Source organism: Amycolatopsis sp. cg13 (assembly GCF_041346965.1).
GTDB lineage: Bacteria > Actinomycetota > Actinomycetes > Mycobacteriales > Pseudonocardiaceae > Amycolatopsis.
The window spans coordinates 3,745,067-3,765,040 of sequence record NZ_CP166848.1; the positions used below are offsets into that span (position 1 = coordinate 3,745,067).

Annotated in this window: 19 protein-coding genes; 7 read left to right on the forward strand and 12 right to left on the reverse strand. The window is 68.2% G+C overall.

The annotated features are described in order from the left end of the window. Window positions 1–108 precede the first annotated feature (108 nt). On the reverse strand, window positions 109–405 hold the full coding sequence (locus tag AB5I40_RS17080; protein WP_370939500.1) for an acylphosphatase: 297 nt from the start codon (window positions 403–405) through the stop codon (window positions 109–111). Between the two features lie 159 nt (window positions 406–564). Here AB5I40_RS17080 and AB5I40_RS17085 point away from each other — a divergent pair, with 159 nt between their 5' ends. Beyond that, entirely contained in the window at window positions 565–1,257 is a 693-nt protein-coding gene (locus AB5I40_RS17085) for a hypothetical protein (RefSeq protein WP_370939501.1), read from the forward strand. Between the two features lie 68 nt (window positions 1,258–1,325). On the opposite strand, the gene AB5I40_RS17090 is transcribed toward AB5I40_RS17085, so the two are convergent. The 6 genes from AB5I40_RS17090 to kdpF are packed head-to-tail and all read right to left on the reverse strand — an operon-like array spanning window position 1,326 to window position 9,051. Beyond that, window positions 1,326–2,024: a response regulator gene (locus AB5I40_RS17090; RefSeq protein WP_370939502.1), complete on the reverse strand. Its 699-nt coding sequence runs from the start codon at window positions 2,022–2,024 to the stop codon at window positions 1,326–1,328. Further along, the gene (locus AB5I40_RS17095; RefSeq protein ID WP_370939503.1) at window positions 2,021–4,579 is read right to left on the reverse strand and encodes a DUF4118 domain-containing protein; all 2,559 of its coding nucleotides are present in this window, start codon (window positions 4,577–4,579) and stop codon (window positions 2,021–2,023) included. Before AB5I40_RS17095 ends, AB5I40_RS17090 begins: the two co-directional genes overlap by 4 nt. A 4-nt stretch (window positions 4,580–4,583) precedes the next feature. Next, window positions 4,584–5,195 carry a potassium-transporting ATPase subunit C gene (locus AB5I40_RS17100; RefSeq protein ID WP_370939504.1) on the reverse strand — a complete coding sequence of 204 codons (612 nt, stop codon included), beginning with the start codon at window positions 5,193–5,195 and terminating at the stop codon, window positions 4,584–4,586. A gap of 1 nt (window position 5,196) precedes the next feature. Then, window positions 5,197–7,290 carry a potassium-transporting ATPase subunit KdpB gene (gene kdpB, locus AB5I40_RS17105; RefSeq protein WP_370939505.1) on the reverse strand — a complete coding sequence of 698 codons (2,094 nt, stop codon included), beginning with the start codon at window positions 7,288–7,290 and terminating at the stop codon, window positions 5,197–5,199. Further along, window positions 7,287–8,948, reverse strand: coding sequence for a potassium-transporting ATPase subunit KdpA (kdpA, locus tag AB5I40_RS17110; protein ID WP_370939506.1), 1,662 nt, complete (start codon window positions 8,946–8,948; stop codon window positions 7,287–7,289). The genes kdpB and kdpA overlap by 4 nt, the downstream gene beginning before the upstream one ends. Before the next feature lies 1 nt (window position 8,949). Continuing rightward, window positions 8,950–9,051, reverse strand: coding sequence for a K(+)-transporting ATPase subunit F (gene kdpF, locus AB5I40_RS17115; protein ID WP_037358287.1), 102 nt, complete (start codon window positions 9,049–9,051; stop codon window positions 8,950–8,952). Between the two features lie 424 nt (window positions 9,052–9,475). On the opposite strand from kdpF, the gene asnB reads away from it, so the two are divergent. Next, the gene (gene asnB / locus AB5I40_RS17120) at window positions 9,476–11,317 is read left to right on the forward strand and encodes an asparagine synthase (glutamine-hydrolyzing) (RefSeq protein ID WP_370939507.1); all 1,842 of its coding nucleotides are present in this window, start codon (window positions 9,476–9,478) and stop codon (window positions 11,315–11,317) included. Between the two features lie 118 nt (window positions 11,318–11,435). Here asnB and AB5I40_RS17125 read toward each other — a convergent pair whose 3' ends face one another. Together AB5I40_RS17125 and AB5I40_RS17130 are read right to left on the reverse strand one after the other, a co-directional pair. Further along, window positions 11,436–11,939, reverse strand: coding sequence for an N-acetyltransferase family protein (locus AB5I40_RS17125; protein WP_370939508.1), 504 nt, complete (start codon window positions 11,937–11,939; stop codon window positions 11,436–11,438). A gap of 53 nt (window positions 11,940–11,992) precedes the next feature. Further along, window positions 11,993–12,652 (reverse strand): SDR family NAD(P)-dependent oxidoreductase, encoded by a 660-nt coding sequence (locus tag AB5I40_RS17130; protein WP_370939509.1) that lies wholly within the window; start codon window positions 12,650–12,652, stop codon window positions 11,993–11,995. Between the two features lie 61 nt (window positions 12,653–12,713). Here AB5I40_RS17130 and AB5I40_RS17135 point away from each other — a divergent pair, with 61 nt between their 5' ends. After that, window positions 12,714–13,310, forward strand: a complete 597-nt coding sequence (locus tag AB5I40_RS17135) for a TetR/AcrR family transcriptional regulator (protein WP_370939510.1) — start codon at window positions 12,714–12,716, stop codon at window positions 13,308–13,310. A gap of 1 nt (window position 13,311) precedes the next feature. Here the strand turns inward: AB5I40_RS17135 and AB5I40_RS17140 are convergent, their stop codons facing one another. Continuing rightward, window positions 13,312–14,313: a Gfo/Idh/MocA family oxidoreductase gene (locus tag AB5I40_RS17140; protein ID WP_370939511.1), complete on the reverse strand. Its 1,002-nt coding sequence runs from the start codon at window positions 14,311–14,313 to the stop codon at window positions 13,312–13,314. Beyond that, window positions 14,310–15,320 carry a LacI family DNA-binding transcriptional regulator gene (locus AB5I40_RS17145; protein WP_370939512.1) on the reverse strand — a complete coding sequence of 337 codons (1,011 nt, stop codon included), beginning with the start codon at window positions 15,318–15,320 and terminating at the stop codon, window positions 14,310–14,312. Before AB5I40_RS17145 ends, AB5I40_RS17140 begins: the two co-directional genes overlap by 4 nt. Before the next feature lie 98 nt (window positions 15,321–15,418). Between AB5I40_RS17145 and AB5I40_RS17150 the strand changes: the two genes are divergently transcribed. Genes AB5I40_RS17150 through AB5I40_RS17165 form a run of 4 tightly spaced genes read left to right on the forward strand, consistent with a single transcriptional unit; the run spans window position 15,419 to window position 19,111 of the window. After that, a complete protein-coding gene (locus tag AB5I40_RS17150; protein ID WP_370939513.1) occupies window positions 15,419–16,291 on the forward strand; it encodes a sugar phosphate isomerase/epimerase family protein in 873 nt (290 codons plus the stop codon). 29 nt (window positions 16,292–16,320) lie between these two features. After that, complete coding sequence (locus AB5I40_RS17155) at window positions 16,321–17,313, forward strand: sugar ABC transporter substrate-binding protein (RefSeq protein WP_370939514.1); 993 nt, start codon at window positions 16,321–16,323, stop codon at window positions 17,311–17,313. Continuing rightward, a complete protein-coding gene (locus AB5I40_RS17160) occupies window positions 17,310–18,338 on the forward strand; it encodes an ABC transporter permease (RefSeq protein ID WP_370939515.1) in 1,029 nt (342 codons plus the stop codon). The genes AB5I40_RS17155 and AB5I40_RS17160 overlap by 4 nt, the downstream gene beginning before the upstream one ends. After that, complete coding sequence (locus tag AB5I40_RS17165) at window positions 18,335–19,111, forward strand: ATP-binding cassette domain-containing protein (protein ID WP_370939516.1); 777 nt, start codon at window positions 18,335–18,337, stop codon at window positions 19,109–19,111. Before AB5I40_RS17160 ends, AB5I40_RS17165 begins: the two co-directional genes overlap by 4 nt. On the opposite strand, the gene AB5I40_RS17170 is transcribed toward AB5I40_RS17165, so the two are convergent. Beyond that, window positions 19,112–19,927, reverse strand: coding sequence for an alpha/beta fold hydrolase (locus tag AB5I40_RS17170; protein WP_370939517.1), 816 nt, complete (start codon window positions 19,925–19,927; stop codon window positions 19,112–19,114). Between the last annotated feature and the right edge of the window lie 47 nt (window positions 19,928–19,974).

Below are 19,974 nucleotides of genomic sequence, written 5' to 3' on the forward strand. Positions count from 1 at the left end.
GGGGTTCCCGGGCGCAGTGGGAGGCCAGGCCGCCCGGGCGCGCCTAGCACACGTTCGACCGCCCCGGCAACCCCAAGCACCCCATCAGCCGCAGCCGCCCCACCCGGCTCAGCGTTCGAGGAATCCTTCGAGCCCGCCCTTCGCGGCGGTCCAGCGTTCAACTACCTGATCCACTCGTCCGGGTGAGGTTCGCGAGCGCAGCGCCGCCAGCAGTTGCCCACAGTTGTCCCGGCTACCCTCCGCGACGACCTCAACACGCCCGTCCGGGAGATTCCTGGCGAATCCGGTCAGCCCGAGTTCGAGCGCCCGGCTCCGGGTCCACCAGCGAAAACCGACACCTTGCACCTGCCCGTGCACCCAAGCGGCCAGCCGGACGGGCGATTCCTGCTCGTTCACCGGCCCCATCCTGCCGCACGCCCGCGGCTGCGGACGGTGACGGTCCCGTCCCTCGGTCGCGCGAACGGGTGCTGAGCAGTGATAATCTCCCGCCTGGCATCCGGGGCCGGAGCCCCGCTCCCCCGTGCCGCCCCTCGACTTGAGCGTTGACTCTTCTAAGGAGCCTGCATGTCCCGTCCCGACGGGCCTGAACCAAGCTCAGCGTCGCCCGAGATCGCGGTGAGCGCTGCCCCCACCGCTCCGCCGAAGGGCGCGAGCGGGCGGCTCAGCCGCTCCGGCTACGCGATCCTGGGCGTCAGCGGCCTCGTGGTCGCGACGGCCTTCGCCGCGGTCGCCGAACTGGCCGGCCCCGGCTCGGTCACCGACACCGCGACGAACAGCACCGGCGGCGGCCAGGGCGGCCTGCAGGGCAGCTCGCAGGTAGTCGTCCCGGGCAACGCCGTCCCCGGCGGCCCGATGACCGTCCCCGGCTCGCCGACGCCCGGCCAGACCGCCCCGCCGACGCCGACCACCGTGGTGGCTGTCGGTCCGGACGGGAAGCCGACGACGAGCGTGCTCACTCCTCCGCCGAACGCCGGGCAGCCCGGCGGGCAGCCTGGCGGCGGGCAGCCGGTGCCGCCCCCTGGCGGGAACCCGGGCAATTCCTCGAGCACGCCGCGCAGCGACCCGCCGACCACGAAGACGGTCACGCCGCCGCCGGACACAACGAGCAACCCGCCGGACAGCACGACCCCGACCCCGCCGCCCGACAGCTCGTCGCCGACGAAGCCGCCCGGCAGCAGTTCGACCGGCGGCCAGCCGTCGTCGACGCCGAGCGCGTCCACTTCGGACCCCAACCCGACGAGTTCCACCACCCGCTGAAAGTACGTGAGGGGAACCCTGAGGGAATCTGATTCCCTCAGGGTTCCCCTCACGGCTTTTCGGCCAAGTCAGGCTTCGAAGCGGTAGCCCATCCCGGGTTCCGTCAAAAGATGCCGCGGCCGGGAAGGCTCCGGCTCCAGCTTCCGCCGCAACTGCGCCAGATACACCCGCAGATAATGCGATTCCGTCTCATACGACGGCCCCCACACCTCGTGGAGCAGCTGCTTCTGCGCCACCAACCGCCCCCGGTTGCGCACCAGCAGCTCCAAGACTCCCCACTCAGTCTTGGTCAGGTGCACCTCGCGGCCCTCGCGCAGCACCTTCTTCGCCGCCAGGTCGATCGTGAACGATCCGGTGTCCACCACGGCTTCCGCACCGTCCGTGCCCGCCACCGACGAACGTCGCACCGCCGCCCGCAGCCGGGCCAGCAGTTCGTCCATTCCGAACGGTTTGGTCACGTAATCGTCAGCGCCCGCGTCTAGCGCTTGCACCTTGTCCGCCGAATCGCCGCGCGCGGACAGCACGATGATCGGCACCGTCGTCCAGCCGCGCAGGCCCGCGATCACCTCGGTGCCGTCGAGGTCAGGCAGGCCGAGGTCCAGCACCACCACGTCGGGTTTCGTTTCAGCGACTGCTTTCAGCGCAGCGGTGCCGTCGTGGGCGGTGATCACCTTGTACCCGCGCGCGTTGAGGTTGATCCGCAGCGCCCGCACGATCTGCGGTTCGTCGTCGACGACCAGTACCGTCGCCGTTGGGTCGGCAGTCATCGCGCCACGCCCTCCTCAGCCGATTCAGCTTCCACCAATTCCCGGCCGGTACAGGCCGGCAGCGAGATCACCACCGTCAACCCTCCGCCTGGAGTGTCCTCGGCACGAACCGTACCGCCCATCGCCTCGGTGAACCCCTTCGCTACGGACAGCCCCAGACCCACGCCCGGCGTCGAGTCGCGGTCTCCGCCCAGTCGTTGGAAGGGCGCGAAGGCGGATTCCGCAGCGCCCTTCCGCAGACCCTTGCCGTGGTCGACGATCCGCAGTTCCACGAATTCCGAATGCGCGCTCGCCCGTGCTGAGACATCACCGCCGCCGTGGCGGAGAGCGTTGTCCAGCACGTTCGCGATCACCCGTTCCAGCAAGCCCGGATCTGCTTGCACCGAAGGCAAGTGCGCGTCCACGAAGACCTGAACGCCTTGCGTGTTGTCCACATTGGACAAGGCGTGTGCGACCACCTCGTCGTAGCCGACCGGCCGCAGGTGCGGGGTGACGGCCCCGGTCGCCAGCCGCGAGGAGTCGAGCAGGTTGTCGATCAGCCCGGCGAGCCGGTCCGCGGAAAGTTCCACGGCTTCCATCAGTTCCTCAGTGTCCTCATCGGACAGTGACAGGTCCGGCGCGCGCAGGCTGCCGATCGCGGCCTTGATGGACGTGAGCGGCGTCCGCAGGTCATGCCCGACCGCGGACAGCAGCGTCGTGCGCAGTTCGGTCGCTTCGGCTTTACGTTCGGCGGCTGCCGCGGCTGCGGCCATCCGTTGCTGCCGCAAGGCGAGCAAAGCTTGTCCCGCAACAGCTTCCAGCACGCGACGGTCTGCGGCGGGCAAGGCGCGACCGCGCAGGGTCAGGTGCACGTCGGCGGTCACCGCGATGTCCACATCGGCCTCATCCGGGTCAGCACACGGTTCGCCGCCGGACAACGCGACCTTGTCCCATTTGCCGTTGCGTTTCTCCAGCAGCGTCACGGAAGTGAGGCCGAAATTCTCCCGCACCTTCTCCAGCAACCGCTCGATCGGATTCGGATCGGTCAGCACAGTCCGCGCATATGAAGCCAGCAGCGACGCCTCCGTCCGCGCCCGAGCCGCCGCGACACCCCGCCGGGCGGCGGAAGCGACGACCAAAGCCACCATCACCGCGACCACGATCATCGCGATCAGCGTCACGACGTTCTGCGGACTGTGCACATCCAGCGTGTACAGCGGCGGTGTGAAGAAGAAATTCAGCAGCCCAGCACCGAAAATCGACGCCACCAAAGCTGGACCGAGCCCGCCCACCAAAGCGACGATGACCGTCGAGAGCACGAAGAGGATCACGTCCGTGGAGAACTCGACCGCGTCACGCAGCAGCACGCCGAGCCCGGTCGCGGCCAGCGGCAGCAGGATGCTCAGCACCCAGCCCATCACGAGCCGCGACGGCGCTAGCGGGCTCGTGCCGAGCCGCGCACGCAGCCGTCCGCCGGCGTAGGAGTGCGTGACCATGTGCACGTCGATCGGCCCGGACTGCTGGATCACCGTCGCGCCGATGCCCTCGTCGAAAAGCCGCGCGACCCGAGATCGTCGCGAGGTGCCGATCACCAGCTGAGTCGCGTTGACCCCGCGCGCGAAGTCGAGCAACGCGGTCGGCACGTCGTCGCCGACCACCGCGTGGAAGGTCGCGCCGACCTCCTCGGCCAGCGTGCGGCAGCGAGCCATCGCGGTCGGCCCGAGCCCGGCGAGACCGTCGCCGCGCAGGATGTGCACGACCTGCAGCTCCGCACCCGCCCGGTTGGCGATCCGGCTGGCACGCCGGATCAGCGTCTCGCTTTCCGGACCGCCGGTGATCGACACGACCACCCGTTCGCGGGTCTCCCACGTGTCGGTGATCTTCTGCTCGGCGCGGTACCGCTGCAGAGCGACATCGACCTGGTCGGCCACCCACAGCAGCGCCAGCTCGCGCAATGCGGTGAGGTTGCCGGGCCGGAAGTAGTTGCCCAGCGCGGCGTCGATGCGCTCGGCCGGGTAGACGTTGCCGTGCGCGAGCCGCCGCCGCAGCGCCTCCGGCGTGATGTCCACCAGCTCCAGCTGCTCCGCGCGGCGCACGACCTCGTCCGGCACGGTTTCCTGCTGGGTGACGCCGGTGATGCGCTCGACGACGTCGTTGAGGCTCTGCAGATGCTGGACGTTGACCGTGGACAGCACGTCGATGCCCGCTTCGAGCAGCTCGTCGATGTCCTGCCAGCGTTTCTCGTGCCGTCCGCCGGGCACGTTCGTGTGCGCCAGCTCGTCCACCACGACGACCTCGGGCGCGCGGGCGAGCACCGCGTCGAGGTCCATTTCGGCGAACTCGTGCCCGCGGTGGCTGACCGTGCGCCGCGGCACGACCTCCAGCCCGTCGAGCAGGTCGGCGGTTTTCTTGCGGCCGTGCGTCTCGACCAGGCCGACGACGACATCGGTGCCGCGGTCGAGGCGGCGGCGCGCTTCGCCGAGCATGGCGAAGGTCTTGCCGACGCCCGGAGCCGCGCCGAGGTAGATCCGCAGTTCGCCTCGGCGCGGCTTCGGGGATGTGTCAGAGGTGCTCACTGTGTCAGTGTGCGCCAGGAGCGGCCGAATGCACGGCAAGGTTGAGCCGGAGCACATTCACGCCCGGCACGCCGATCCCGTTGCCGGTCGTGTTGTCCGCGACCAGCTGCCGCACCTTCTCCTCGCTCAGCCCGGTGTTGCGGGCCACGCGAAGCACCTGCAGATCGGCATACGCGACGCTGATCGCCGGGTCGAGCCCCGAGCCGGAAGCGGTCACCGCGTCCGCGGGCACCTCCGCCGGGGTGATGCCCTCGCGCTTGGCGATCAGCGCCCGCCGCTCCGCGATGGCCTTGGTCAGATCCTCGTTGTACGGCCCCTTGTTGGACGGTCCCGAGGTCGACGGGTCGCCCGGCCCGAGCACGTCCTTCGAACTGGCGGAGGGCCGGTTGTGGAACCACGGGTCGTGCGCGGCGTCGGCGGGCACCGGGTCGATCCCGATCAGCGACGAGCCGACGGCCTGGCCGTTCTGCGTCACCACCGAGCCCTCGGCGTGCCCCTGGAGGCCGGGGATGCGCGACACCGCCCACACGCCCAGCGGGTAGACGACGCCGAGCAGAACCGTCATCGCGAGGAGCAGGCGCAGGCCCGCCCAGGTCTGCTTGAGCAAAACGTTCATGTCAGCCAATCCCTGGAATGTGGCGCACGATCAGGTCGATCACCCAGATCCCGAGGAACGGGCTGACGATCCCGCCGAGGCCGTAGACGAGCAAGTTGCGGCGCAGCAGCGCGGACGCCGACGACGGCCGGTACCGGACGCCGCGCAGGGCGAGCGGGATCAGCGCGACGATGATCAGCGCGTTGAAGATGACCGCGGAGAGGATCGCCGACTTCGGCGTCGCCAGGTGCATGATGTTCAGCGCGCCGAGCTGGGCGAAAATGCCGGTGAACATCGCGGGCAGGATGGCGAAGTACTTGGCCAGGTCGTTCGCCACGCTGAACGTGGTGAGCGCGCCCCGGGTGATCAGCAGCTGCTTGCCGATCCCGACGATCTCGATCAGCTTGGTCGGGTTCGAGTCGAGGTCGACCATGTTGCCGGCCTCCTTGGCCGCCATGGTCCCGGTGTTCATCGCCACGCCGACGTCGGACTGCGCGAGCGCGGGCGCGTCGTTCGTGCCGTCGCCGGTCATCGCGACGAGCCGTCCGCCCTCCTGCTCCTTCTTGATGAGCGCCATCTTGTCCTCGGGCTTGGCCTCGGCGAGATAGTCGTCGACGCCCGCGTCCTGCGCGATCGCGCGTGCGGTGAGCGGGTTGTCGCCGGTGATCATCACCGTCTTGATGCCCATCGAGCGCAGTTCCTCGAAACGCTCCTTCATGCCCGGCTTCACTACGTCCGACAGCCGGATCACGCCGCGGACGAACGCCGTCCCGCCTGCCGCTTCCGCGACCACCAACGGAGTTCCGCCCTGCTGGCTGATCTCGTCGACGACGCGTTCGGTCTCGTCCGGGACGTCGCCGCCGCGTTCGCGCACCCACTCGCGCACCGCAGAAGTCGCGCCCTTGCGGACTTCGCGGCCGTCGAGGTCGACGCCGCTCATCCGGGTCTGCGCGGTGAACGGCACGAACTCGGCGAGCTTCTCGCTGTCGTCCGCAGCCGCGGGAAGCCCGTGCTGCTCGGCGATCAGCTCGACGATGCTGCGGCCTTCCGGCGTTCCGTCGGCCAGGCTGGACAGCCGGGCCGCGCGCGCCAGGTCGTCCATAGTGGACTTGCCGACCGGGATCAGCTCGGTCGCGCGCCGGTTGCCGAAGGTGATGGTGCCGGTCTTGTCGAGCAGCAGCGTCGATACGTCGCCCGCGGCCTCGACCGCCCGGCCGGAAGTCGCGAGGACGTTGCGCTGCACCAGCCGGTCCATCCCGGCGATGCCGATCGCGCTCAGCAGCGCGCCGATCGTGGTCGGGATCAGGCAGACCAGCAACGCGGTCAGCACGATCACCGACTGCTCGCTGCCGGAGTAGGCCGCCATCGGCTGCAGGGCCACCACGGCGAGCAGGAAGATGATGGTCAGCGTCGACAGCAGGATGGTCAGCGCGATCTCGTTCGGCGTCTTCTGCCGGGAAGCGCCTTCCACCAACGCGATCATCCGGTCCACAAAGGACTCGCCGGGCTTGGTGCTGATCCGCACGACGATCCGGTCGCTCAGCACCGTGGTGCCGCCGGTCACCGCGGACCGGTCGCCGCCGGACTCGCGGATCACCGGGGCCGACTCGCCGGTGATGGCCGATTCGTCCACCGTGGCAATGCCTTCGACGACGTCGCCGTCACCGGGAATCACCTGCCCGGCCTCAACCACCACACGGTCGCCGACGCGCAGATCCACGCCGGGCACCTGCTCCTCGGAGCCGTCCTCGGTGAGCCGCCGCGCGACGGTTTCCTTCTTGGTCCTCCGCAACGATTCCGCCTGCGCCTTGCCGCGCCCCTCGGCGACGGCTTCGGCCAGGTTCGCGAACACGACGGTGAACCACAGCCACACCGCGATGAGGATGGAGAACACGCTCGGGTCGGTGACCGCGAAGACAGTGGTCAGGACCGAACCGGCCCACACCACGAACATCACTGGGTTTTTCAGCTGGTGACGCGGGTTCAGCTTGCGCAACGCGTCCGGCATGGACGACCACAGCTGCTTCGGGCTGAAGACCCCGGCTCCGACGCGTCCGGCGTTTTCGACGTGGTGCTGCGTCTCCTCTTCCGGAGTCCGCTCTTGGGTGATGGTCATGCCAACGCCTCCGCGATCGGCCCCAGCGCGAGCGCCGGGATAAACGTGAGAGCCGCGACAAGGACGACGGTGCCGGTCAGCAACGTTCCGAACAGCGGCCCAGTGGTGGGCAGCGTGCCCGCGGTTTCGGGAACTTTCTTCTGCGAGGCAAGCGAACCGGCCAGGCAGAGCACCGCGACGATGGGCACGAAGCGGCCGATCAGCATGGCCACCGAAAGCGACGCCTGGAACCAGTCGCTCGTCGCGGTGAGCCCGCCGAACGCGCTGCCGTTGTTGTTGCCCGCGGACGTGTAGCCGTAAAGGACCTCCGACAGCCCGTGCGGCCCCGAGTTGCCCAACGCGTCTCGCGTGGCCGGGATCATCAAGGCGATGCCGGACCCGAGCAGCACCACGACGGGCATCGCCAGCATCGAGATCGCCGCGCAGGTGACCTCGCGCTTGCCGAGCTTCTTGCCCAGGTACTCCGGCGTGCGCCCGACCATCAGCCCGGCCAGGAACATCGCGATCACGGCCATCACGAGAATCCCGTACAGCCCGGTGCCGACGCCGCCCGGCGAAACCTCGCCGAAGAGCATGTTCAGCATCGTGCCCCCGCCGCCGAGGCCGGACAGGCTGTCGTGCGCGCCGTTGACCGCGCCGGTCGACGTGCCGGTGGTGGTGTCGGCGAACAACGACGTGCCGCCGATCCCGAACCGCTGTTCCTTGCCTTCGAGATTCGCCCCCGCGGCCAGCGCCGACGGGCTGTTCGTGCGCGCCTCGGACGTCCAGATCACCGCGAGCATCGCCGTCCACAGACCGGCCATCACCGACAGCAGGACGTAGCCCTGCTTGCGGTTGCCGACCATGTGCCCGAAGGCGCGGGTCAGGCAGACCGGGATCACGAGGATCAGGAACATCTCGATGACGTTGGTCCAGACGTTCGGGTTCTCGAACGGATGCGCGGAGTTGGCGTTGAAGATGCCGCCGCCGTTCGTGCCGAGTTCCTTGATCACTTCCTGGCTCGCCGTCGGCGCCAGTGCGATCGTGCTGGTGCTGCCGTCCGGATTCGTCACGGCGACGCCGGAACGCAGGCTCTGCACCACGCCGAGTGCGACGAGGACGAGCGCGAACACGAACGCCATCGGCAGCAGCACGCGGATCGTGCCGCGCGTGAGGTCCACCCAGAAGTTGCCGAGGCGGTCGGTGCGCGAGCGGATGAACCCGCGCGTCACCGCGATGGCCACGGCCAGGCCGACACCGGCGGACAGGAAGTTCTGCACGGTGAGCCCGGCCATCTGGACGAAGTGGCCCATGGTCGTCTCGGGCGTGTAGGACTGCCAGTTCGTGTTGGTCACGAAGGAAATCGCGGTGTTGAACGCGACTGCGGGCGACACCGGGCCGCGGCCGAAGTTCCACGGCAGGATCGATTGCAGGCGCTGCAACAGATACAGCAGGATCACCGAGACGAACGAGAAGCCGAGCACGCCCGAGGCGTAGGTCTTCCAGTGCTGCTCGGTGTTCGGGTCGACCCGGACGATCTTGTACAGGGCTTTCTCGACCCGCAGGTGCTTCTCGGTGGAGAAGACGCGGGCGAGGTAGTCGCCGAGGGGTTTGTAGACCACCGCGAGGGCGACCAGGAGCACGCCGGCTTGCAGGAAGCCGGCCGCGACGTCACTCATCTCAGAATTTCTCCGGCCTCACGAGGGCGACGAACAGGTAGCCGAGAAGGCCGAGCGCCAGCAGTCCGCCGACGATGTTGGCCACGGTGCCCGCGCCGCTCACAGCTTCTCCAGCCCGCGCAGGACACCGGCGAGCACCACGAAAACGCCGATGAGCAATAGGGCGTACAGCAAATCCGCCACGAGGCACCTCTCAGGAAGGGTCACCCGGCACGGGCGACCGTCGGTCGAGTGCCACTGTGCGGTCGTCGCGGAGGGTGAGCACCCTCGTCTGACGCCTCCTTGACGCGGTGACCTGGGGGCGTTTACGCGATCTTGACGGCCGGTGACCCGCGCCACTACGTCAAGCGCCATCCGGGTTAGCGGGACCACGTTACCGTCCGTAGTTGGTGGGTGACTTGCGGCACAGCTGGTAGCGGATCAAGGACAGAGAGTGCAATTCGGGCAGACAAGGTTCGGGGGTCCGTGTTACACCTGAGTAACCAATAGTTGTATCAACTAACTAACTAGGTTCAGGGAGGGCTCGTATGTGCGGGATCGCGGGCTGGGTTTCCTACGACACCGATCTCACGCAGCAGCAGGAGATCGCGGACGCGATGACCGAGACCATGGCCTGCCGAGGACCCGACGACCGCGGAACCTGGGTCCGCCGTTCGGTCGCGCTCGGTCATCGCCGGCTCGCCATCATCGACCTGCCGGGCGGCCGGCAGCCGATGAGCGTCAAGACCCCGAACGGCGAAGTCGCGATGGTCTACAGCGGCGAGGCGTACAACTTCTCCGAACTTCGTGAAGAACTCACCAAACTGGGCCACCGCTGGGAGACCGACAGCGACACCGAGGTCGTGCTGCACGGATACCTGCAGTGGGGCACCGAGGTCGTGGACCACCTCAACGGCATGTACGCGTTCGCGATCTGGGACGAGCGCGACCAGAAGCTCGTGATGATCCGCGACCGGATGGGCATCAAGCCGTTCTACTACTACCCCACCCGCGACGGCGTCCTGTTCGGCTCCGAGCCGAAGGCGATCCTGGCGAACCCGTTGGCGCGCAAGGTGGTCGACGCCGACGGCCTGCGCGAGCTGATGGGCTTCACGAAGCGTCCGGGCTGGTCGCTGTGGAAGGGCATGTACGAGGTCGACCCGGCCACCGTCGTGACCGTGACCCGCGAGGGCATCAACACCCGCACCTACTGGAAGCTCGACGCGAAGCAGCACACCGACGACCAGGAGACCACGGTCGCCCGCGTGCGCGAGCTGATGACCGACATCGTCCACCGGCAGCTGGTCGCCGACGTCCCGCGCTGCGTGCTGCTGTCCGGCGGTCTCGACTCGAGCGCGGTCACCGGCCTCGCCGCCGCCCGGCTGGCCGAGCAGGGCGAACAGCTGCGCACGTTCTCGGTCGACTTTTTCGGGCAGGAGGAGAACTTCCAGCCCGACGAGATGCGCGACACTCCCGACTCGCCCTACATCCGCGACGTCGCCAAGCTCGTCGGTTCCGCGCACCAGGACGTGATGCTGAACCCGGCCGACCTGAGCGACCCCGAGGTGCGCCGCAAGGTGCTGCGCGCCCGCGACATCCCGTCCGGGCTCGGCGACATGGACACGTCGTTGTACTTGCTGTTCAAGGCGATCCGCGGCGAATCGACGGTCGCGCTGTCCGGCGAATCGGCCGACGAGGTGTTCGGCGGGTACCGCTGGTTCCACGACGAGGCCGCGGTCAAGGCCGACACCTTCCCGTGGCTGGCGTTCCGCAACAGCCTGATGGACGAGCGGGGTTCGCTGCTCGAACCGGGTCTCGCCGCGAAGCTGGATCTCGATTCCTACATCGCCGACCAGTACCGGACCGCGGTGTCCGAAGTGGACCTTCTGGACGGCGAATCCGAGCAGGAGTCCCGGATGCGGGTCATCTGCCACCTGCACCTCACCCGTTTCGTGCGGCAGCTGCTCGACCGCAAGGACCGGATGTCGATGGCGGTGGGCCTGGAAGTGCGCGTGCCGTTCTGCGACCACCGGCTCGTGGAGTACGTCTACAACACGCCGTGGTCGCTGAAGACCTACGACGGCCGGGAAAAGAGCCTGCTGCGGCACGCGACGAAGCACGTGCTGCCCGCGTCGGTGCGGGACCGGGTGAAGAGCCCGTATCCGTCCACTCAGGACCCGGGGTACGCGATCGCGCTGCAGCAGCAGATCAAGGAAGCCTTGGCGCAGAAGGACAACCCGGTGTTCCAGATGGTCGGCCGGGAGTGGCTGCAGCAGTCGGCGGAGACTGACCCGTCGGCGATCAGCCAGGCGCAGCGGGTCGGCATGGACCGGGCGCTGGACCTGCACCACTGGTTCGATATGTACTCGCCGGAGCTGGAAATCGACTGAGCCTCGCCGCTTGGCGAGCGCCCCAATGCCGCATTGGGTGCATCCCCCCGCACCCAATGCGGCGTTCGGTGCGTCTAACGCACCCAATGCCACATTGGGGCGCTTGCGGGGCGGGCGGTCAGAAGTCGAGGTGCGCGTCGATCTCGGTGCCGCGGACGTCCAGCTCCGCGCCGGTTCCGCTGAGCAGCCGCCGGGCCGCGGCATTGTCCACAGTGGTCGTCGCGACGAACTTCGCCGCGCCGCCGTCGCGGGCCGCGTCCAGCAGTACCGCGGTCACCTTGCGGCCGATTCCGCGTCCGCGCGCCGACCGGCCGAGCCATACCCCGGCCTCGACCTCCAGCGCGGACCGCCCGGACACCGGCCGCAGCCGGGCCGCCCCGCGGACCCGGCCGTCGACTTCCACGACCCACGTCGTCTCGATCGCGGTGTCCGGATTGAGGGATCGTCGGCGGTGAAACGCGAGAAACGCTTCGCGGCGGGCTTCGGTCCAGCCGGCGGGACCTTCCACCGGCGGCATGACCTCGGTCGGTTCGGCGTCGGCCACCGCGGCTTCCAGAAGCCGCTCGAGCCCCGGCTCGTCGAGCGGGATCAGCACGATCTCGGATTCTCCGGATCCAGGCACGCCCCGCAGCTTGGCACGCGAAGCCGCCGTGCGCTACCCGATCGGCCCAGTCGTTACCAGGGAACCGGCTTGCCGAACCGGTCGAGGAACTGCAGCCCCGGCTCGCCTGCCTGCGCTTCCAGCACGTCGACGACCGCCGGAACGCTTTCCTCGGGCAGCAACGGCGCGTCCGGCCCGCCGAGCCGCGTCCGGTTGTGGCCGGGGTCGATGAGCAGTTTGGTGTGCCCGTCGCCCTCGTGGCGGGTGGCGTAGCTGCGCATGAACTGGTTGAGCGCGGCCTTGCTCGCCTTGTACAGCTCGTATCCGGGTTCGACGTTCATCGAGATGCTGCCCTGCTCGGACGACATCACCGCGACCGTGCCACCCGGCGCGACGAGATCGCCCAGTCCTTCGAGGACGCGCAGCGGGCTCAACGCGTTGGTGATCATGACTTCGGTGAACATCGTCGTCGGCACTTCGCTGATCGGCAGATTGCCTTGGTTGATCGCCGCGTTCACGAAAAGCAGATCGAGCGGACCGTCCACTCTGTCTCTTAGCGCCGCGATCTGTGCTTCGTCAGTCATCTCGAGCTGTTCGGTCCGCATCCCTTCGTACGGCACCGCACCGTCGCGAGTGGTCGCGATGACCTCCCACCCGCGCCGGTCCAGCTCGGTGACCAGCACCAATCCCAGCCCCCGCGAAGCTCCGACCACCAATGCCCGGCGTACCGCCATGGCCCCTCCCTTGTCTAGACGAGACGTCACGTCTAGACAGTAGCACGGTAAGGTGCCCGGTATGCCCGCAGTGAATTCCCAGCCCCGCAGGGCACGCTCCGGCAACCGGCGGGACGAGGCCGCGCGCCTGGCCGTGCTCCACGCCGCCGACGATCTCCTGGTCGAACACGGCTTCGGCGCACTGACCGTCGAAGCGATCGCGCGCCGCGCCGGGGTCGCGAAGCAGACGATCTACCGTTGGTGGCCGTCCAAGGTCGAAATCCTGCTGGACACGCTGATCGAGGACAGCGCCAAACGCCTGCCCGTGCCGACGGAACTCCCTACGGCGGAGAGCATCCGTGCGTACCTGCGGAATTTCGCGGATTTCCTCACCGAGGACCCGGCGGGGAAATGTCATCTCACTCTGCTGGCCGAGGCACAGCACGATGTCGGGACTGCCGCGCGGTTCCATGAGCGTTATCTGGAACCGCGGCAGATCGCCGAACGCGAGATGCTGACGGCGGCCACCGAGGCAGGCGAGATTTCTCCGGTACTGGATCCGGAGGCCACAATGGACGCTCTGCTGGGGCCGATCGTCTACTGTGCACTGACGGGGTCCGCGGTGCCGGGGGATTTGGTGGATACGTTGGCGGAGAAGCTGCTTCGTCCGCGAGCTTGACCTAGCGCCGCACCTCCGCCACCTTCACCGGGCGGTTCTCCCGTCGCGAGACCTCGCACGCCTCCGCGATGTAGAACGCCTCCAACGCATCCCCCGCCCCCGCAGGCGACGGGATGCGCCCAGCCGCCACGTCCAGGAATGCGCGCAGTTCAGCGGCATAAGCCGTCCGGAAGCGTTCCATGAACCCGGGATAAGCCGGGCCCGGCAACGGCCCGACGCCAGGCTCCACCGACCGCAGCGGAGCTTGGTCGTCCAGGCCCACCACGACATTCCCCAGGGAGCCGAGGGCCTCGAAGCGCACGTCGTAGCCCGCGCCGTTGTAGCGCGTCAGGGAGACCGTCGCGAGGGTTCCGTCGTCGAGCGTCATCGCGACCGCCGCTGTGTCGACGTCTCCGGCGTCGGCGAAGAACTGCTCGCCTTTGTTGCGTCCCAAGGCGAATACTTCCTCGACCTCCTGCCCGGTCACCCAGCGGAGGATGTCGAAGTCGTGCACCCCGCAGTCCCGGAACAGGCCGCCGGAATGCGCGATATAGGCGGCAGGCGGCGGCGCTGGGTCCAAAGTGGTCGCCCGGACGCTGTGCAGCCAGCCCAATTCCCCGCTCTCCACCGCGACCCGCGCGGCCTGGTAGCCCGCGTCGAACCGGCGCTGGAAGCCGATCTGCACCGGGACATCCGAGTCCGCGATCCGGTCGATCACCGCGAGCGTGCCGGGAATGTCCGCGGCGACCGGCTTTTCGCAGAACACCGGCACCCGCGCGTCGACCGCCTGGATGATCAGCTCCGGATGCGCGTCCGTGGCCGCCGCGATGACCAAGCCGTCGAGGTCAGCCCGGAACAGTGCGTCGATTCCTTCGGCCGCCTCGGTCCCGAGCTGAGCGGCGACGGACTGCGCGCGCGCAGGATCCACGTCCGCGACGACCACCGACGTGACCTCGTCGAAGCCCGCCAGCGTTTCCGCGTGCGCGGCACCGATCCGCCCGGCCCCGGCCAGTCCCAACCTCATCGCTGTGCCTCCCCTGAGTTCGGCCCCGTGGTCTCCCGAACGACCAGGGACGGATGAAGCAGATGCCGCACCGGTTCAGTGCGTTCACCCCGTACCCGTTCCAATAACGCGTCAAAGGCCAGCCGTGCCATTTCCGCGCGCGGCTGGTCCACTGTGGTCAGTGAGATGTGCCGGAGAGAAGCCAGCGACGTGTTGTCGTAGCCGACCACTGAAACGTCCTCCGGCACCCGTAAGCCGTGTTCCTCCAGCGCCGAGATCGCGCCAACGGCGTTGAAGTCGTTGCCTGCCAGCAGCGCGGTCGGTGCCGGAGAGTACGAAGACAGCAACTCCTGCACCGCCTTTTCACCCGCGGTGTCGGTGTGTTCGCTGCGCACCACGATCGGTTCCAGACCGTGCGCCTGCATTGCCTGCCGGAAACCTCGACGCCGAGCCGCGGCACCGGCCGCTCCCCCGCCGTCGAGGTGGGCGATCCGGCAATGCCCTAGCTGAACCAGATGTTCGACGGCCAACGTCGCACCAGCCTCGCCGTCGTCGTTCACGGTATCCACAGTGGACAATCGAGAAGTTCGTGACACCAACACTACTGGGCACTGTCGCGCAGCAGCTTCGATCGCGGCGGCAGGAACCACTGGCGACAGCAGCACCACGCCAGCAGGACGGAAGGACAAAAGACTCCGCAGCGCCGCACCTTCCCGCGAAGGGATTCGGCCGCCGGTGTTGAGGATCAAGTCGAAACCGGCCGCTTGCGCCGCTGCGTCCAGGCCTTCCACGACATCGGCGAAGAACGCGTTGCGCAGGTCGTTCACCATCACGCCGAGCACCGTCGACGTCCGGCTCGCCAACGACCGTGCCATCACGTGCGGCGAATAACCCAGTTCCTCAGCCGCTTTCAGCACCGCCGCGCGCCGTTGCGCCGAGACGTTCGGCGCGTTGCGCATCACGAGCGAAACCAGCGCCCGGGAAACCCCGGCGCGTGCGGCGACATCCTCCATGGTGGGCTTCCCCATCTGAAAACCTCCCCGGAGAAGCGCTTGACGCGACGGGTCGGACGCTACAAGCTTAGAGCGCTCTAATCAAGGCGTGTCCCCCGACCGGAGAGGGATCCATGACCGCGAAGATCCGCGTCGCCGCCGCCCCGATCTCGTGGGGGGTCTGCGAGGTGCCCGGCTGGGGCCGAGTGCTCGACGCCCCGCAAGTGCTCAGCGAAATGACCGAACTAGGCGTCACCGCAACGGAATTGGGTCCGCCGGGCTACCTTCCCCGCGAACCGGCCGAGCTGAAGACACTCCTGGGAAGTCATCGGCTCGAACTCGTCGGCGGGTTCCTCGCCGTTCCACTGCACGAAAATCCGGACTCGGCCATCGCCGAAGCCGAAGACTCAGCGGCGCTCTTCGCGGCCTGCGGCGGCGGAATGCTCGTCCTCGCCGCCGCAACCGGCCTCGACGGTTACGACGAACGGCCCACCCTCACGGACGCCGAATGGTCCACTTTGGTCAGCACAGCGGCCAGGATTCGGGACACCGCGGCAAAACACGGACTCCGGACCGTCCTGCACCCGCACGTCGGCACGCACGTGGAGACCGAGGCCGAGGTCGAACGCTTCCTCGCCGACTCGGATCTCCAGCTCTGCCTGGACACCGGCCACCTGCTGATCGGCGGCACCGACCCGGTCGCGCTCGCCCAGCGGCACCCCGGGCGAGTCGGGCACCTGCACCTCAAGGACGTCCGCGGCGAATTGGCCGACGCCGTCCGCGCCGGAAAGCTGCCGTACACCGAAGCCGTCGGCAGAGGTCTCTACGTGCCGCTCGGCGAAGGCGACGTGGACATCGAAGCCATGGTCCGCTCCGTCACCGAAGCGGGCTACGACGGCTGGTACGTGCTGGAGCAGGACACCGCGCTGAGCGACGACAGCCCGGTGGACCGTCCCGGCCAGGACGTCGCGACCAGCCTCTCGTACCTGCGGAAAATCACCGGCTGATCGTGAAAACCAAGCGAGGAGAGACAACGATGTCCCATCGCTGGAAGCGCGCGGGCCGCGCGATGGCGGGCCTGCTGGCCGCGGGCTTGCTGCTGACGGCGTGCACCGGTCCGGCCGCCGAGCCGAAGACCACCACGCCCGCCGCGGCCCCGACACCGTCCGGGCCGCTGAAGGTTTCGGTCATCACGCACGGCACCGCGGGCGACGCGTTCTGGAACGTAGTGAAGAACGGTGCCGAGCAAGCAGGCAAAGACCTTGGTGTGCAAGTGGAATACACCTCGGACGGCGATCCTGGCGCGCAGGCGAAGCTGATCGACAACGCAGTCGCGCAGCAGACCGGCGGGCTCGTGGTGTCGATGGCGAACCCGGAGGCGCTGCGCCCGTCCATCGAGGCTGCGGTGCGCGCCGGAATCCCAGTGATCACCATCAACTCCGGCGAGGACAAGAGCGCGGCGTACGGCGCACTCACGCACGTCGGGCAGAACGAGTCGATCGCCGGCCAGGAAGCCGGGAAGAAGTTCAAGGACCTCGGCAAACACAAGCTGTTGTGCGTGATCCACGAGGCCGGAAACGTCGGACAGGCGCAGCGGTGCGACGGCGCGAAGACCGGGTTCGCCGGCACCGTCCAAACCCTGCAGGTGGACATCTCCAACCCGACCGACGCCGAGTCCCGCATCCGCGGCGCGGTGCAGACCGACTCGTCGATCGACGCGGTCCTCACGCTGAACTCGCAGGTCGCCGCCCGTGCGGTGAGCGCGATCAAGTCGGTGAACTCGAAGGCGCAGGTCGCCACCTTCGACCTCAACTCCGACGTCGTAGCCGCGATCAAGGCGGGCGACGTGCTGTTCGCGGTCGACCAGCAACAGTACGAACAGGGCTATCTCCCGGTGCAGTTCCTGAAGCTGTACCGGGACAACGCGAACGTCGTCGGCGGCGGCAAACCGGTGCTCACCGGACCCGACCTGGTCGACAAATCCACAGTGGACAAGGTCGGCCAGTACGTGCAAAGGGGCACCCGATGACGACCCTCGACGAACGCCTGGCGAAACCGCGGCTGACCGACCGATTGGTGGTGCGCCCGGAAATCGGCGCGCTGCTCGGCGCGGTCGTGGTGTTCCTGTTCTTCACCTTCGCGACCGACAAGTTCTTCAGCGCCAGCGGAGCCGCGACCTGGCTGGACGACGCGGCGACGCTGGGCATCATGGCGGTGGCCGTGTCACTCCTGATGGTCGGCGGCGAATTCGACCTGTCCGCGGGCGTGATGACCGCGTCGACATCGCTGGTCACCGCGATCCTCGCCACCCAAGCGGGCTGGAACGTCTGGCTCGCGCTGCTCGTCTCGCTGGTGTTCGCGCTGACGGTCGGCGCGTTCAACGGCTGGCTCGTGATGAAAACCGGCCTGCCGAGCTTCATCGTCACCCTCGGCACTTTCCTTGCTCTGCAAGGCTTGAACCTCGGCGTAACGCGGCTGGTCACCGGTACCGTCCAGGTGTCGGGCATGCGTTCGACGGACGGTTACGCGTCCGCCGGGTTCGTCTTCGCCTCCACAGTGGACGTCGGAGGGACACCGTTCCAGATCTCCATCGTCTGGTGGCTCGGCGCGATCGCGGTGGCCGCGTGGCTGCTGCTGCGGACCCGGTTCGGCAACTGGATCTTCGCGGTCGGCGGTTCCGCCGCCAGCGCCCGTTCGGTCGGCGTTCCGGTGGTGCGCACGAAAATCCTGCTCTTCATGGGCACCGCACTGGCCGGCTGGCTCGTCGGTTCGATCAACATCCTGCGCTTCGCGAGCGTCCAGGCGAATCAGGGCATCGGGTTGGAATTCCAGTACATCATCGCCGCGGTGATCGGCGGCTGCCTGCTGACCGGCGGCTTCGGCTCGGCCGTCGGCGCGGCGATCGGCGCGCTGATCTTCGGCATGGCGCGCCAGGGCATCGTGTTCGCCGGCTGGGACAACGACTGGTTCATGCTGTTCCTCGGGATCATGCTGCTGGCGGCGGTCCTGGTCAACAACGCATTGCGGCGGCGCGCGGAAAGGGTCCGGCGATGAAGGCTCTCCTCGAGGTCAAGGACGTCGGCAAGCGTTACGGCACCGTGGTCGCGCTGCGCGAAGTGTCCACAGTGGTCAACGCGGGCGAGGTCACCTGCGTGCTGGGCGACAACGGCGCTGGAAAGTCCACTTTGATCAAGATCCTCGCCGGGGTGCACCAACACGACGAAGGCGAGTTCCTGGTCGAAGGCTCCCCGGTGCGGTTCGCCTCGCCTCGCGAAGCGCTCGATCGCGGAATCGCCACGGTGTATCAGGATCTCGCGGTGGTGCCGCTGATGAGCGTGTGGCGCAACTTCTTCCTCGGCTCCGAACCGACCGTCGGCTTCGGCCCGTTCCGCGCGCTGGACCGGCGCAAAGGCCGGGAGCTGACGAAGAAAGCCCTCGCCGACCTGGGCATCGACCTGCGCGACGTCGAACAACCGGTCGGCACGCTCTCCGGCGGCGAACGGCAGTGCGTGGCGATCGCCCGGGCCATCCATTTCGGCGCGAAGGTGCTGATCCTGGACGAGCCGACGGCCGCGTTGGGCGTGAAACAGGCCGGGGTCGTGCTGAAGTACGTGGCGCAGGCCCGCGACCGGGGCCTGGGCGTCGTCCTGATCACGCACAACCCGCACCACGCGTACCCGGTGGCCGACCGCTTCCTGCTCCTCAAACGCGGCGCGGCGCTCGGGTCCTACGAGAAGGCGGAGATCGACCTGCCCGAGCTGACCCGGCAAATGGCGGGCGGCGCGGAGCTGGAGGCGCTGGAACACGAGCTGCGGCAAGCCGAATAGCTACACGACTTTCTCCAGCCAAGGCCGCACCAAAGGCACCACGGTGGCCGCCTGCATCGCGCCCATGTGGTCCAGCCCGTCCAGCATCTCGACAGCCCACCCACGCGCCTCCAGTTCGGCCCGCTCTCGCAGCAACGGCCCGGCGATGTCGACGGTCACCCCGCCCCACCGCTCGCTGTAAACGATCCGATCCTCCGACCCCGCGAAACACAACCGCGGGCACGACAGCTCGACCACCCGATCGTCGAAGTCCTGCAACGCCTCGTACAACGTCACGAACTGCTTCGTCTGCCCCGTCGACAACGTGACGTCCACCGAATCCCAGTCCCCCGGCTCAGCTTGAGTTGCGGCCGACGGGCCAGCGAGCGCCATCTCGTGCGTCGCCCGGGTCACCGCCAGCATTGCCGCATACGGCCCGTCCAACGGCGGATACCCGCCCATCACCAACGCGTCCAGCCGATCCGTGCGCAACGCCAGCTGCAACCCGGACAACGCCAGCCACGAGTAGCCGTAATACGAGAACCGATCCGCCCCGACCGCGTCCGCCACCGCCAGGAAATCGGCCGCGAGCACGTCCGGCGTGAGGTCGGCCGGATGCGCCATCCGGTGTCCCTGGTAGTCGAAGGCCACCACCCGGAACCCGCTGAATCCCTCGATCAGCGAGCGACCCAGCTCCGGATCAGTGCCCCACTGCCGGGCCGCCTCAGCTTCCGGTCCCTCGGCAGGCCTGGGGTCGACGGGGAGCAGCAACACCGGCCCGTCCCCGTGCACCTGCGCTTCGATCCGCGTTCCGTCGTGCAGAGCAGCTTCAGCCATCTCATCTCTTTACGTCGTAAAGTATCTCGGAGCACGAGGGTACTATA